Source organism: Desulfuromonas soudanensis, from assembly GCF_001278055.1.
Lineage (GTDB): Bacteria > Desulfobacterota > Desulfuromonadia > Desulfuromonadales > WTL > Deferrimonas > Deferrimonas soudanensis.
Window position 1 is genome coordinate 3,269,374 of the sequence record NZ_CP010802.1, and the last position, 13,860, is coordinate 3,283,233.

General features: G+C 64.5%; 12 protein-coding genes and 1 riboswitch. Of the genes, 4 read left to right on the forward strand and 8 right to left on the reverse strand.

The annotated features are described in order from the left end of the window. Nucleotides 1-5: 5 nt before the first annotated feature. From DSOUD_RS14645 to DSOUD_RS14675, 7 genes are all read right to left on the reverse strand, one after another. A complete protein-coding gene (locus tag DSOUD_RS14645; RefSeq protein WP_053551709.1) occupies nucleotides 6-2,441 on the reverse strand; it encodes a spermidine synthase family protein in 2,436 nt (811 codons plus the stop codon). Beyond that, nucleotides 2,438-4,276 (reverse strand): outer membrane protein assembly factor BamB family protein, encoded by a 1,839-nt coding sequence (locus DSOUD_RS14650; protein WP_053551710.1) that lies wholly within the window; start codon nucleotides 4,274-4,276, stop codon nucleotides 2,438-2,440. The genes DSOUD_RS14645 and DSOUD_RS14650 overlap by 4 nt, the downstream gene beginning before the upstream one ends. Then, nucleotides 4,273-5,316, reverse strand: coding sequence for a hypothetical protein (locus DSOUD_RS14655; protein ID WP_157671889.1), 1,044 nt, complete (start codon nucleotides 5,314-5,316; stop codon nucleotides 4,273-4,275). The genes DSOUD_RS14650 and DSOUD_RS14655 overlap by 4 nt, the downstream gene beginning before the upstream one ends. 113 nt (nucleotides 5,317-5,429) lie before the next feature. Next, nucleotides 5,430-6,926 carry a CRTAC1 family protein gene (locus tag DSOUD_RS14660; RefSeq protein WP_053551712.1) on the reverse strand — a complete coding sequence of 499 codons (1,497 nt, stop codon included), beginning with the start codon at nucleotides 6,924-6,926 and terminating at the stop codon, nucleotides 5,430-5,432. A 275-nt stretch (nucleotides 6,927-7,201) separates the two neighbouring features. After that, nucleotides 7,202-8,158, reverse strand: coding sequence for a permease (locus DSOUD_RS14665; protein WP_053551713.1), 957 nt, complete (start codon nucleotides 8,156-8,158; stop codon nucleotides 7,202-7,204). After that, complete coding sequence (locus DSOUD_RS14670) at nucleotides 8,151-8,696, reverse strand: formylmethanofuran dehydrogenase subunit E family protein (RefSeq protein ID WP_082351301.1); 546 nt, start codon at nucleotides 8,694-8,696, stop codon at nucleotides 8,151-8,153. Before DSOUD_RS14670 ends, DSOUD_RS14665 begins: the two co-directional genes overlap by 8 nt. Beyond that, nucleotides 8,686-9,567 carry an AAA family ATPase gene (locus DSOUD_RS14675; protein ID WP_053551715.1) on the reverse strand — a complete coding sequence of 294 codons (882 nt, stop codon included), beginning with the start codon at nucleotides 9,565-9,567 and terminating at the stop codon, nucleotides 8,686-8,688. The genes DSOUD_RS14670 and DSOUD_RS14675 overlap by 11 nt, the downstream gene beginning before the upstream one ends. A 162-nt stretch (nucleotides 9,568-9,729) precedes the next feature. Here DSOUD_RS14675 and glpK point away from each other — a divergent pair, with 162 nt between their 5' ends. After that, a complete protein-coding gene (glpK, locus tag DSOUD_RS14680) occupies nucleotides 9,730-11,208 on the forward strand; it encodes a glycerol kinase GlpK (protein ID WP_053551716.1) in 1,479 nt (492 codons plus the stop codon). Nucleotides 11,209-11,225: 17 nt separating this feature from the next. On the opposite strand, the gene DSOUD_RS14685 is transcribed toward glpK, so the two are convergent. Beyond that, the gene (locus tag DSOUD_RS14685) at nucleotides 11,226-11,543 is read right to left on the reverse strand and encodes a hypothetical protein (protein ID WP_053551717.1); all 318 of its coding nucleotides are present in this window, start codon (nucleotides 11,541-11,543) and stop codon (nucleotides 11,226-11,228) included. A 149-nt stretch (nucleotides 11,544-11,692) separates the two neighbouring features. Next, nucleotides 11,693-11,796: riboswitch (TPP riboswitch) on the forward strand. Nucleotides 11,797-11,846: 50 nt separating this feature from the next. On the opposite strand from DSOUD_RS14685, the gene thiF reads away from it, so the two are divergent. The 3 genes from thiF to DSOUD_RS14700 all read left to right on the forward strand — a co-directional run bounded on the left by thiF (nucleotide 11,847) and on the right by DSOUD_RS14700 (nucleotide 13,860). Then, the gene (gene thiF, locus DSOUD_RS14690; RefSeq protein WP_053552403.1) at nucleotides 11,847-12,653 is read left to right on the forward strand and encodes a sulfur carrier protein ThiS adenylyltransferase ThiF; all 807 of its coding nucleotides are present in this window, start codon (nucleotides 11,847-11,849) and stop codon (nucleotides 12,651-12,653) included. Nucleotides 12,654-12,838: 185 nt separating this feature from the next. Continuing rightward, complete coding sequence (gene thiS, locus DSOUD_RS14695) at nucleotides 12,839-13,039, forward strand: sulfur carrier protein ThiS (protein WP_082351302.1); 201 nt, start codon at nucleotides 12,839-12,841, stop codon at nucleotides 13,037-13,039. A gap of 50 nt (nucleotides 13,040-13,089) precedes the next feature. Continuing rightward, nucleotides 13,090-13,860 (forward strand): thiazole synthase, encoded by a 771-nt coding sequence (locus DSOUD_RS14700; RefSeq protein ID WP_053551718.1) that lies wholly within the window; start codon nucleotides 13,090-13,092, stop codon nucleotides 13,858-13,860.

Consider the following 13,860-nt stretch of genomic DNA (forward strand, 5'->3'; position numbering starts at 1 on the left):
CCGGATCATGGCTGCGGGGCGCGATGCAGCAGCACCGGCAGCAGGGCCAAAGCGTAGACCAGCACGCCGCCGAGAAGGGTGAGATTGAACCCGAAATTCATCGCCATCACCACCGCCAAAAGGGCCCCGAGAACGCTGGTGGCGCTGTTGATCCCCCAGCTCCAGGGGACGGCAGAGCCGTCCCGGTGAAAAAGTGCCATCCCCAGGGGGAGGGGCATCCCCATGAGAAGACCCAGGGGAGCCAGAAGAAGGACGGCCAGCAGACAGCGCCAGAGGATCGGTGCGCTCATCGCCGCGTCGAGGGGGAGCGGCAGGGCATAGATACTGAAAAGAGCGAGCAAGACCAGTGCCAACAGCACACGGAGGAGGGTACGGCGGCGATTTTTGTCGGAGAAGCGTCCGGCCAGTAGACTGCCGACCCCGGAGAATACGAGAAGGGAAAAGAGGATGACCGCCAGAGAATAGATCGGCGGACCGAGAAAGAGGATAAAACGCCGCATCAGCCCGATCTCGATAAACATGAAGCCGAGACCGAGGCAGGCAAAGTAGCCGATCCGCCCCGCCGTCCCCGGCTCGCGCAGACCCTGGCGCCGCCAGAGAAAAAGAGGGACGAAGAAAAAGAGGGCGACGAAGCCGGCCACCACGACCAGGAGGTTGCGCAGGGTCAGAACCGCCCGATCCTCAAAATTGCTCTGGGCCGGGAACGTAAAGAGCCTTATGAAATCCAGGGGCTTATACATGTAGTGGAAAAAGGGGCGGTCGTCGCTGGTCGGAGTGATATCGAAGGGATAGGCCCGGTAATATTCGGCACTCCCCCCCGAGGCGATCAGCTCCGGAAAGGGGCCGGTCCCCGAGCGGCTGTCGGGAAGAAAGACGACGTCGAATTCCTTCTGGCGAGCCAGCTCCCGCAGCCGGGCTATCTCCTCGGGTTTGAAGGGGGAGCGCTTGAGCATGAAGTTGGCCAGCCCCCGCTCCTTGATGACCGCCAGGTGCGCCGCCGGGTCGGCCACCCCTTCCTCCTTGAGGAGGGCCAGGCCGAGGGAGACCAGGCGCAGCGTCTCCCGCTCGAAGATGAAGCGGGAGATGGTCAGAATTCCGTCAGGGCTCAGATGGTCCCAGTAGTCGCGGAAGGCCTCGACGGTATAGAGGTTGTTTTCCGACAGGGTAAAGGCTCCGGCGGCCGGCGCCATCCGCCCGAAGACGGCCGAGGCCTGGATGATGTCGTAGCGTTCGGAACTGCGGCGGATATAACTGCGCCCCTCGTCGACTTCGAGGCGCACCTCGGGGCGACGGTAGAGCTCCCCGGTGAAGGAGCCGAATTCGTCGTTGACCCCGGCGACGATGAGGTTGTTGACCTCGACGGCGGTGACCTCCACGGCGTCCATGGCCAGAGCGGTCAGGACGTCCTTCCCGCCGCCGGGGCCGATCACCAGCGCCTTGGGGCGCTGCTGCAGGTAGTAGGGGAGAGCGATGACGTTGTCGCGGAAAAATCCGAGGGTCTTCTCCCCCTCCCAGCGGTACATGGTGGTGTAGCCGGTGTCGTCGACCACCATCCCGAGCTGTTCGGGAATCGGCCCCTGGTAGGTTCGCGACAGCCCCCAGGCCTGCCCCATCTCCTGGCTCTGGGAAGGGTAGACGGCGACCCGGGAGAAGGAATTCCAGGAACTCCACAGCAGATTGGGCTCGTAGCGTCCGCGGGCGAAGCGGATATCGGCATAGCCGTAGAGAAGGTTCGCTCCTCCGGCCGCCAGAAGGAGAAGCAGGACGCCCCAGAGGCCGAGACGGTGAAGGGAGGGGGTCTGGGGCGGCAGGAAGAGGGCGGCGGCCAGCAGGCCAATGACGGCGATGACGAGGATGGCGGTGATCCCCCCGACCAGCTTGAGCACGACGATGATCAGCAGGCAGCCGGTGCCGGCGCCGAGGAGATCCCAGAAGTAGAGGCGGTTGATGGCAGCGAGGTAGCGGGAGAGGAGGAGGGTCAGGGCGAGGCCGGCGAAAAAGAAGGGGAGCGAGGTCACCAGGTAGAGGAGGGCGATGACCAGCAGGAGGCTCCCCGGAACCCCCCGATCGTAGAATCCCTGCTGAAACGGCTGGTAGAAGGGCTGATGAAAAAAGGAGAGGACCTTGAAGCCGAGCTGGGGATAGAGCCGAAAGAGGACGAAGATGAAAAAAAACAGCGCCACCGACAGGGCGAAGAGGACCGAGAAACGGGCCGCAAGAAAGGGAACCCTGTCGGCCGGAAACCAGGCCGGGCGCAGATAGACGAGGAGGGCTGCGACCCCCATGCCGAAGAGCGCCAGAGAAATGGCCATGGAGGCGAAGTGGTACCACATGAGCACCGAGAAGATCCGGGTGAGGACCAGCTCGTACATCAGGGTCGCCAGGCAGAGGAAGAAGATGCCGCCGTAGATACGGCCGGTGGGGGATGTCAGGGTGCTCATGGTTGCGTCTCGAGGGGGATCTCGATCAGGTCGAGGGCATAGAGGTTATGGTCCCGGGAACCGACGACGATCCGTTTGCCGAAGAGCGCCGGCGTCCCCTGGATCTCCCCTTCGGCGCGGAAGGTGGCCAGCAGATCGCCGCTGTCGGCGCCCACCACCAGGAGGGAGCCGCTGTTGTCACCGATGAAAATCCGGCCGTCGATCAAAAGAGGGGTGGCGTAGATGCTCGCTCCGGTATCAAGACTCCAGATCGTCGCGCCGCTGGCGGCATCGAACTTCCACAGTGTGCCGCCGGCGGTTCCGAGAAAGAGATCGCCGCCGGAGTAGACGGGCGCGCCGTAATAGCACGGCTCCCCCAGCTCTTTTCGCCAGCGTTCGACCCCGGAGCGGTCAAAGGCGACCAGGGTGCCGCTGCGCGTGACCACCACCGGACCGGCCGGGGTCAGGGCGGCCGGAGCCAGCAGGGGAGCTTCGAGGAGGACGCTCCAGAGGAGGGTCCCGTCCAGGGCGAGGGCGCTGAAGGTGCCGTCGCCGCCGCTCAGATAGAGGCGGTCGCCGTCGAAAACCGGAACGGCGCGCAGAGGCGATCTCCCCCTGTACTGCCAGCGGACCTCTCCCGAGGCGGCCTCGAGGGCGAAGAGCGTGCCGTTCCAGGCCGGAAGCAGAAGGAGATCGGCCACCGGCAGAGGGGCGCCCTGGCGATGATCGTCCGCCGGGGAGGGGCCATAGCCGAACCGCCATTGCAGCGCCCCGTCATGGCGGTTGAGAGCGTAGAGCTGCCGCCCCCAGCTTTGACAATAGAGCGTATCGCCGGAGAGGGCCGGCGCAGCGTCGACCACCTCGCCGAGGTCCTTCGACCAGCGCTGCGCCCCCTTGGCGTCGAGGGCGACGATTCTGCCATCCCAGCTCGCCAGATAGAGGAGATCGCCGGAGACCGCAGGAGAAGCGTCGACATAACCCCCGGTGGCAAAGCGCCAGGCTTCGGATATCCCCAGCGCCTCCCTGGGGCCGCTCTGCGGGAGCCAGGCGGAAGCAGGTTCGAGAAAGACCTCGCCGATGGAAGGGTCGCGCCTGCGATCGTAGATCGTCGCCGCAACGCCCTCGGGGTCGGCCGTGCCCCACCAGTTGCCGGAGAGGCGGACGTCGCCGGTGAAGAAATCGCCGAGGCGGAAGTTTTCCCGATTGCCGTAGATGTTGTTGCCGTGGATGGACGGAGTGCGGTCGGTCTCGAAGAGAAAAATCCCCGAACCGTTGTTGCGGATGATGTTCCCCGTCACCTCCACCTCGGAATTGCGGAAGTTGATCCCCTTCCCCTGGTTCTTTTCGATGAGACAGTTGCGAATTGTAAAGGTGGCCTGGCCGAGGCGGCAGCCGTCGATATTGTGGGCAATGGTGCAGTCCTCCACCAGGCCGCGGGTGAAATGGGCGTGCAGGGTGTAGGCGGAGTCGCGGATCTGGCAGTAACGCAGATGGACGTCCCTGGAAAAATCGACCCGCAGCTCCAGCCAGTCTCCCGGACGGGGATCGGCGCTCGCGCTGCGGAAGAGGATCGGCTGCAGGCGCGTCCCGAGGGCGTGCAGAGCCCCCTCGACGACCAGGGTGGAGTCGCCGAGCCCGTCGCGGTCGAGGTCGCGACGGACGAAGGCGATCTCGGTCCCGGGAAGGATGGTCAGGGTCGCCCCCTTGAATACCTTGACGGTCCCGTCGATGAGAATCCGCCCCTGCCAGAGCGTATCCCGATGAATCTCCGCCGGGGGCAAAAGGGGGCGATCCGTCCCAAAGAGGCCGACGCAGCCGCCGAGGACGAGGGGGAGGAGCAGCAGCAGCCGTTTCACCACATTTCCTCCACCACGATGTCGACGGCGCTGCGCTTTTCGCCGGTTTCAAGGGAGAGGGAATGGTCGGCGCTGGCATCGTAGGTGCCGTAGAGATCCCCGGGTCCGGGGGCGCCGCCGAGGGTGTTCCGGGCGGCGAGAAAATAGGTCCCCCCCTCGGGGAAGGAGAGGATGAAGACGCCGTCGGCGCCGGTCGGCTGGGAGACGTAAAGGGGGCGGTTGAGCATCTGGCCGTCTTCGTAGAGAACGGCCCGCACTCCGGCGACGGGAGTCCCCTGCCGGTCGAGGATCCGGCCGGCGATGCTCGTCTGGCCGAAGAGATTGCCGGCCATCTCCGTCACCTTGGCGGGGACCTCGAGCATGGGGATGGCGACCCGAGCCACCTCCCCGTCCTTGACGGTGAGGGGATTTGCCGGATAGTAGCCGACATGGTCCCCGGCCTGCAGAGGGCCGGTGCTGGAATGCCCCCGCCGCTGCCGGGCGAGGAGATAGTAGGTGCCGGCCGGAAGGGCGGCCTCGAAAACCCCCTCTCTGTCCGTCGGACCGGCCATCACGTACCCCATCCCCTTGAGGCGACTGGTGAGGTCCGTATAGACGTAGATCGTCGCTTCGGCCTGGGGCCCTTCTTCCCCGAAGGCCCGCCCGAGAACCCCGGTGGCGACGAAGGGTTCCTCCGCCGGGGGACTCCCAGCCTCCGGGACCAGCCCGAGGTTCATCTCCGAGAGTCCCTCGGACGGGACGGCGACGGGGTTGCGGCCGTAAAAGGAGAAGAGTCCGGCGCCCCGGGCGAAAAAATAATATTCCCCGGGAGGGAGATTGAGCTCGAAGCGGCCGTCGGCCGCCGTCGGCAGCGAAGAATAAGCGGGGGGTCCGGCCAGGGTTCGGGCCGTGACGGGATAGGCCAGCACCCGGACGTCGGCGGCCGGGGTGCGATGGCTGGTCACCTTCCCCTCCACCCTGACCTCCGCGACCGGATTGGGTGACAGGCAGCCGGCCAGAAGAAAAAAGAGTCCCAATGTCGCGATGAGTCGAAGTTGCATAGCGTCCCTGATTAGCACGATTCGTTCCAAGAGGCGTCGGACGGCGGGCGCAAAAAGAGAGGGCTGCTCACTGAGCAGCCCTCTCCCGGTTTTCGGCAATCCCCGTCGAGCTGTTACTTGACCACCTGACTGAGCATGTTGGGCCTGGTGAGGGCGGGCTCGATGATCTCGAGGGTCTGACCGGTTTTGACCCCGTTCATCCGCGCCTCGATGCCGCTGGGGAAGATGGCCAGGACATCGTAGGTTTTGCCGGAGCTGAGGCCGAAGTGCAGCTCCTGGGGCTCCTGGGCACAGAAGCCGCTGGCGCTGCGCAACTCCCGCAGGGCGAGGAGTTTGTCCTGGCCCTTTTCGAAGACCTTGACCTTGGCTCCAAAGGAGTCACGATTGGAGACGGTGCCGGTCAACTTGACCTTGATCCAGTTCTTGTCGTCCTGGTTGTTTTTGTAGAGCTTGTTGGGGGCTCCCCAGTTCACCACGTAAAGGTCGAGATCGCCGTCGTTGTCGATATCGGCAAAAGCGGTCCCCTTGGTGCGGACCGTCTGGCACTGGAGCTGGGGCTGGGATTCGGCGATGTTGACGAAATTCCCCTTGCCGTCGTTGACGTAGAGCTGGTTGGCGAGCTTGCAGTCCCCTTCGTAGAGGTCGACGTCGCCGTCGTGGTCGATGTCGCCGAAAGTCGGCCCCTTCCCCCACCCTTCGTGATCGGACTTGATCTTCTCCGAGGCCTGGGTGAAATGCCCCTTGCCGTCATTGAGATAGAGGTTGTTGGGCCCGACGTAGTTGGAGACGAAAAGATCGAGGGTCCCGTTGTTGTCGATGTCGGCAAAGGTGGCGCCGAGGCCCCAGTTGCCGTCGTCGACGCCGGCGGCCTTGGACGTTTCGGTGAAGGTGCCGTTGCCGTTGTTGATATAGAGCTTGTTGGGCTCGCCGGCCGGATAACGGCCGTTGACCACGTAGAGATCGGCAAAGTTGTCGCCGTTGACATCGGCCCAGACCCCCATCCAGCTCCAGGAGCGGTCGCCGACGCCGGCGGCATCGGTCACGTCGCCGAAGGTGCCGTCGCCGTTGTTGCGGAAAAGGACGTTCTTGGCGCCGACGCCATAGTTGGCGCAGTAGATGTCGAGAAAGCCGTCGTTGTCGTAGTCGACGAAGGAGGCGGCGTAGGTGAAGGCCTTGAGGCCGACTCCGGCCTTTTCGGTGACATCCTCGAAGGTGCCGTTGCCGAGGTTGCGGAAGAGGCGGTTGGCCTCGATTTCATACTGTCCGCCCGTGGCAAGATAGAGGTCCATGTAGCCGTCGTTGTCGTAGTCGCCGAACACGCTCCCCATGGCGAATCCGGGATAGTCGAGTCCGGTTCCGGCCTTGGCGGTAATGTCCTCGAAGCGGCCGGCGCCCTTGTTCAGGTAGAGCCGGTTGGCGCCCCCCTTGTTGGAGACGTAGAGATCCGTGAGCCCGTCGTTGTTGATGTCGGCAAAAGCGACCCCCTTACCGAGACCTTCGTCGGCCACACCGGCAGCGGTGGAAATGTCGACAAACTCCTTGGCGACCGCGGTGCCGGCGAAGACCAGCGCAGTCACAACCAGAATCGCCCCTAATGTTTTTTTATCCATGGTCCTCTCCTTTTCACCGAAAACGCAGATTCATTTCTTGTGTGCAGTATCAGCAATCCCTGTTCCAAGACTTTCAAAAAAACGGGAACGGGTTCAATCCTTATAGCAAGGAGAACGGGCAAGTCAAGACCCCTTCGCCATGTGGCCGGATCATCCTGTCTTCTGGCGGAGAATTGCCAGCAAAACGCCCTCGGGCGGGATGTTCTGCAAAAAACGCGCCCACCCGCTTCTGGCAGAAACCCGTCACCGGGACAGGTTGGAGCGTCAGAAGTCCATCAGCTGAACAACTGATACCCCCAGCCGAGAAGGACCGCCCCGCCAAGGCTCACCCCGAGGTAGACCAGAACCACCCGGCGGCGGAACATCCCCCACAGGGCGAGGATGGCCGGGAGACTGGAAACCGGCCCGGCCATCAGGAGGGTCAGGGCGGCGCCGTGGTCGATCCCCCGCTCCAGGAGTCCGGCGAGGATGGGAATGATCGGAATCTGATTGGTCGGCAGCGGCAGCCCGATGAGTCCGGCCAGCAGCACCGAGACGAAACTTTTCTGCCCCACCAGCAGGGTGATCCAGGAGAGGGGGACGAGGGTGACGATCAGGGCCTCGAGAACGATGGCCAGCAGCAGGTACTTGCCGACGAACAGGGCGGCGTCGAGGGTCCGGTCGCAGATGAAGCGCAGCCGGCTCGCCCGTGGAACGATGGTCATGGTGCGCACCGCCACGCCGTTGGCCGAGCCGATCTCGTAGGCGCTGGCCAGGGTGCCGTCTTCCCGATGGACGGGGCGCAGGGTGACCTGATCCCCGGCGAGAAAACCCTGTCTGACCAGCGCCTGGACGACGAGTCCGGCCGAAAGGCCGAGGACCCCGGCGCCGAGGAATTTGAGCACGGCCCATTTGAGGCCGAGGCCGCTGTAGGTCAGCAAGAGGGCATCCGGACCCATGATCGGCGAGGTCACCAGCAGGGCGATGAGGGGCGCCAGGGGGGTGCCGAGCATCGCCAGGGAGATCACCACCGGCAGGATGCCGCAGGCGCAGAGGGGAGAGACCATGCCGACGCCGACGGCCAGAACGATCCCGTAGGATCCGGCGCGGTTGACGTAGTCACGCAGCCGCAGATCGAGACGGTACCCCTTGATGACGCCGACAAGGACCACCGAGAGAAGAAAAAACCACCACATCCGGGCGATTTCGTCGCCGATGACGGTGAGGATCTGCAGCAGAATCGATTCAGGCATGGCGACCGTCCACCCCGAGAGCTTCGGGATCGGAAAGGACGGGACGCACTTCGAGGAGATTTTCTTCGTCCTCGCCGCGGAGCCTGACCAGCACCCCCTCGAGGATCGCCTCCCGTCGGCCTTCCCGCTCCCTGAGTTCCTCTCCCGAGAGTCCCGGGCGCTCCCGCTCCAGAACCTCGCTGACCTTCCGGTACTCCCCGGCGATGGCGAGGGCTTCCGCACTGAGGGTCGCTTCGACCCCCCCGCCGTCCTGACGGCGCACCAGCGTCAGGGCGTGCCTCCCTTCCTCGCGGACCAGGAGGTTGCCGGCGGCCAGGGTGCAGCCGGTGGCGACTCCGATGCCGTCCAGGGCGCAGGTCCGGGTATGGTAGATGGCCAGGAGATCCTCATCGGGATCGGCGGCCAGATGCCGGAATACGGCGTAGCCGAGACGACCGCCGAGCGTGCTCATCGGGCAGCGGTGGCCGTGACGGCGATAGATCTCCTCAAAGAGCTCCGGCGGCACCGCCCCGGGGAACGTTCCCCCTTCAGAATTCATAGTGATGCGGACAGTCGGTATCACGAATCTGGTGGTACTTGGCGGTCATGTCCGGGGTGAGAAAACAGCGGACCTCCTTGACGGCCCGAAGAAAATGCTCGCGGGTCACCGTAGGGCTGTCGGTCTTGATGGCGTTGACCGTGGCCCGCTTGCAGAGGCTCTCGATATCCCAGCCGACGTACCCCTCGCTCAGTTCCGAGAGCTCCTGACGGTCGATCCCCGGGGCCAGATTGGGCATTTTGTCCATGTAGATATCGAGCATCCCGCGGCGATCGACGGCGGTGGGGGGGTGAACGAAGACCTTGCGGTTGTAGCGCTTTTTCTCCTTGATCAGCGCCTGGTCGACGGTGTCGATGCGGTAGCAGGACCCGAGGAGCATGACGTTCGGGACCTGGTTGATGCGGTCGACCTGCTCGATGAAGAGCCGTGTCAGATCCTTGTCGGCAAAGGTCGGCGGCACGGCGCGCAGGTTCCCCGGACTCCACTCGTAGTCGCACCCGGCCCGCGGCGCCAGCCACTCGCAGTCGGAGATGAAGAGAACGCAGGGGGCTTCATGGATGGCACAGTCGAAGGCCTCGACGAGCTCCGGCCCCTTGCCGAGCATCTCCTGCCCGGAGATATAGACGAAGCTGACCCCCGCCTCCCTGGCGCAGGCTTCGGCGAGCATGGTGATTCCGGTGCCGAGGGGGCCCCAGAGCATGACTCCGGCGGGAATCCCCAGGTTGTGCTGCCTGAGGAGTTCGGGCTTTTGCAGGGGGAGACAGACCATCTCCTTGAGGGTTTCCTTGACGTCGGCGTAGCCGCCGATGTCGTCCCAGCCGAGGATGGGATCCCGGACTTCGTAAAAGATGTTGCTCAGTTTTCTATGCATGATTTGACCTGTCTCGTCGCCCCGAAAGATGAGCGGACGGATTGGAATGGGAGCCCGGACGGAAAGAGGGTGCGTGACACGATGGGAGCAACATCCATGCCACCTTGACTCTCTTCCGTCTCCCCCTATAATAGGGGTGCTGTCGGATTAAAGGAGCCGTTCATGGAAAAATTCATTCTGGCCATCGACCAGGGGACCACCGGGACCACCGCCCTGCTGATCGACCGCCAGCTGCGGGTCCGCGGCCGGGCCACCGTCGATTTTCCCCAGCACTTCCCGAGGCCGGGATGGGTGGAACACGATCCGGAAGAGATCTGGTTTTCGGTGCAGCAGGCCGTCCGCCGCGCCCTGCAGAACGGCCATATCAAGCCGGGAGCCCTGGCCGGTATCGGCATCACCAACCAGCGCGAGACGACCCTCCTCTGGGAGCGCAGCAGCGGCCGGCCGGTCGCCAACGCCATCGTCTGGCAGTGCCGGCGCAGCGCCGAGATCTGCGAAGAGTTGAAAAACCGGGGGCTGGAGGAACGCTTCCGTCAAAAGACCGGGCTCCTTCTCGATCCCTACTTCTCGGGGACCAAGCTGACCTGGCTGCTGCGCGACGGTCCCGAACTGCACCGCCGCGCCCTGGCGGGGGAACTGGCCTTCGGCACCATCGACACCTTCCTGGTCTGGCGCCTGACCGGCGGCGCCAACCACGTCACCGACGTCTCCAACGCCTCGCGCACCCTGATGATGAATCTGGAGGACCTCTCCTGGGATGAGGAGCTCGTGGAGCTGCTCGAAGTTCCCGGAGCGCTCCTGCCGGAAATCGTCCCCTCCTCGTCCCCCTACGGCCAAACCCGGGGGCTGGAATTCCTCCCCGACGGCATTGTCGTCTCCGGCATGGCCGGCGACCAGCAGGCGGCCCTCTTCGGCCAGGCCTGTTTCAACGCCGGCGAGGCCAAGTGCACCTACGGCACCGGTGCCTTTCTCCTCGAGAACACCGGGGAGGAGATCGTCCGCAGCCAAAACGGCCTGCTGACCACCGTGGCCTGGCAACTGGGGGGACGGACCAGCTACGCCCTGGAAGGGAGCGCCTTCATCGCCGGGGCCGCGGTGCAGTGGCTGCGCGACGGACTCGGGGTGATCCCGGCCGCCTCCGACATCGAAGCGTTGGCATCCAGCGTCCCCGACAGCGGCGGGATAATCTTCGTCCCGGCCCTGACCGGTCTCGGCGCCCCCCACTGGCGCAGCGAGGCGCGGGGGACGATCAGCGGCATCACCCGGGGAACGACGGCGGCCCATCTGGCCCGGGCGACCCTCGAAGGCATCGCCCTGCAGATCTGCGACCTGGCCGGAGCGATGGGGGAGGACCGCGGACAACCGATGGTCCTTCTCAAGGTCGACGGCGGCGCCGCCCACAACAACCTCCTCATGCAGCTGCAGGCCGACCTCTCCGGGCTCACCGTGGTTCGCCCGTCGATGGTGGAAACCACCGCCCTGGGGGCGGCGATGCTTGCCGGTCTCGGATGCGGCTTCTGGACCGACGTCGCGGCCCTGTCCGCCGCCTGGAGCGAAGAGCGGCGCTTCCTGCCGCAGATGGCACCCGAAGAGCGCGGCGAACTCCTCGACGCCTGGCACCGGGCGGTGCTCAAGGCCTAGAACGACGGGCGCCTCTCCTAGAGATCGTTGAGGAGACGGTAAATGCGCTGCTCCAGTTCCCAGATGGCGGCGGCGCGATCCTCCTCTCCCTGCTCATCGAGAAAAATTCGCGCCCGGTCGAGCTGGGTGTGGGCCTTGAGGAGGACCGGAGTGAGCTGGGATTCTAGCTTGATTCGGGGGATTTCCCCCACCTGCTCCTGCAGCTCACGCAGTCCCTGGACCCCCTGATTGTAGCTCTCCACCTCCGCCCGCCCGGCACCGACGACGGCCGCCAGCTCCATTCCGTACCCCTCGATATCCCGCACCAGCTCCCGATAACGATCCGATATACTCATAGTCTGACGACTCCCTCTGGGACAAAGACCTTGGCTGCAATGGAAAAGGAACATGGTAGTCAAAAGCCCCACCATTGACAACGATAAAAACCCTTAAAAAAGTTGACTTGGCCGGGAGGCAGCTGGTAACGTGAGGTCACATTTTGAGATCGAAGCCCTAGGGGAGTAGTCTACTGAGAGCCTTGCAACGGCAAGGCGACCCTTTGAACCTGATCCGGATCATACCGGCGTAGGGAAGCGGCGCGAACATCGGAGAGGGAGACCTCTTTGCTGGGGCCGCTTTTCGCGGCCCTTTTGACGTTTATGCGCATCCATATCAACGAAAAATCAGCCGAAATGGCCGACGACGCCACCCTCCTGCAGGTGCGGCAGCGTTTCAAGGCCGACGCCGACGTGATGATCGTCAACGGCTTCCCCGCCACCGTCGACGCAAGGCTCTGCGACGGCGACCGGGTGGTCCTGATACGCCGCGGCGAGCGCCCCGACGCCGATGAGCTCGAGGCGTTGATGGCCGCCCGCCACACCCCGGGCGTACACGCCCGGATCAAACGTTCTGTCGTCGGTATCGCCGGTGCCGGCGGCCTCGGTTCCGCCATCGCCGTCGCTCTGGCGCGGATCGGGGTGGGGACACTGATCATCGCCGACTTCGACGTCGTCGAACCGTCCAATCTCAACCGCCAGCAGTATTTCATCGACCAGATCGGTCTCCCCAAGGTCGTGGCCCTGGCTGAGAACCTGGCGCGGATCAACCCCTACGTCAGGGTTGCCGCCCACAACCTGCGCCTGACCCCGGACAACATTCCGCAGCTCTTCGGCGAGGTGGACGTTCTGACCGAAGCCTTCGACGGCGCCGACCAGAAGGCCATGCTCGTCGAAACCTTTCTCGGATACTGCCCCGGGAGGCCGCTGGTCGCCGCCTCGGGAATGGCCGGATACGGCCCTTCCAACACCCTGACCACCCGCCGCGCCGCCGGCAATTTCTATCTGGTCGGCGATCTGGAGTCGGCCGCCGGACCCGGCGAAGGGCTGATGGCCCCCCGGGTCGGCATCGCCGCCCACCATCAGGCCAACGCCGTGCTGCGACTCCTCCTCGGCGAAGAACCGGGGTGAAGAACCGCGTCTCGGGCAAGACGCAACAGAAATCCACCTTAATAACGACAGAAAAGCAGGGTGTTTAGCCACCAAGACACGGAGACACCAAGAAGAGCAACGAAAGGAACCAGCCTTACTTGGTGCCTTGGTGGCAAATTTAAACTTTCATCGATTTCTAAGTACCCCAGGAGAGCCTTAGAACCATGATGATCACCGTTAATGGCCGAGAGCGGGAGGTCGCCCCCGGAACGTCCGTCGGCGCCCTCCTCGAAACGCTGAACATGGAGATCGCCCGCGTCGCGGTTGAATTCAACCGGGCAATCCTCCCCCGGGATCGCCTCAGTGCCACCCTGCTGCAGGAGGGGGACACCCTGGAGATCGTCCAGTTCGTCGGCGGCGGATAGATTTTCGACCGAACGCCTGATTCCCCAAACCCTTCACCGAGGATGACCCAATGGATCCGTTGATCATTGCCGGCCGCAGCTTCCATTCCCGCCTGCTGGTCGGCACAGGCAAATTCGCTTCCAACGCCGCCATGGTCTCAGCCATGGAAGGATCGGGAGCCGAGATCGTCACTGTGGCCCTGCGTCGCGTCGACATCGACAATCCGGCCGACAGCATGCTCTCCCACATCGATCGCAACCGCTATCTCCTCCTCCCCAACACCAGCGGCGCCCGCGACGCCGAGGAGGCGGTGCGCCTGGCCCGTCTGGCCCGGGCCGCCGGCTGCGAGCCGTGGGTCAAGCTCGAGATCACCCCCGACCCCTACTACCTCCTCCCCGATCCCGTCGAGACCCTCAAGGCTGCCGAGATCCTGGTCAAAGAAGGGTTCATCGTCCTCCCCTACATCAATGCCGACCCGGTGCTGGCCAAGCGCCTGCAGGAAGTCGGTACCGCCACCGTCATGCCCCTCGGCGCTCCCATCGGCTCCAACAGGGGACTCAGGACCCGGGATCTCATCGCCATCATCATCGAACAGGCGATCGTTCCGGTCATCGTCGACGCCGGACTCGGCGCCCCGTCCCACGCCGCCGAAGCGATGGAAATGGGAGCCGACGCCGTCCTGGTCAACACCGCCCTCGCCGTCAGCGCCAACCCCGGCGGGATGGGGATCGCCTTCAAAAAGGGGGTCGAGGCCGGCCGCGAGGCCTACCTGGCCGGACTCGGCAGGCAACAGGACCGCGCCGAGGCGTCGAGTCCCCTGACCGGATTCCTGGGAGACTGA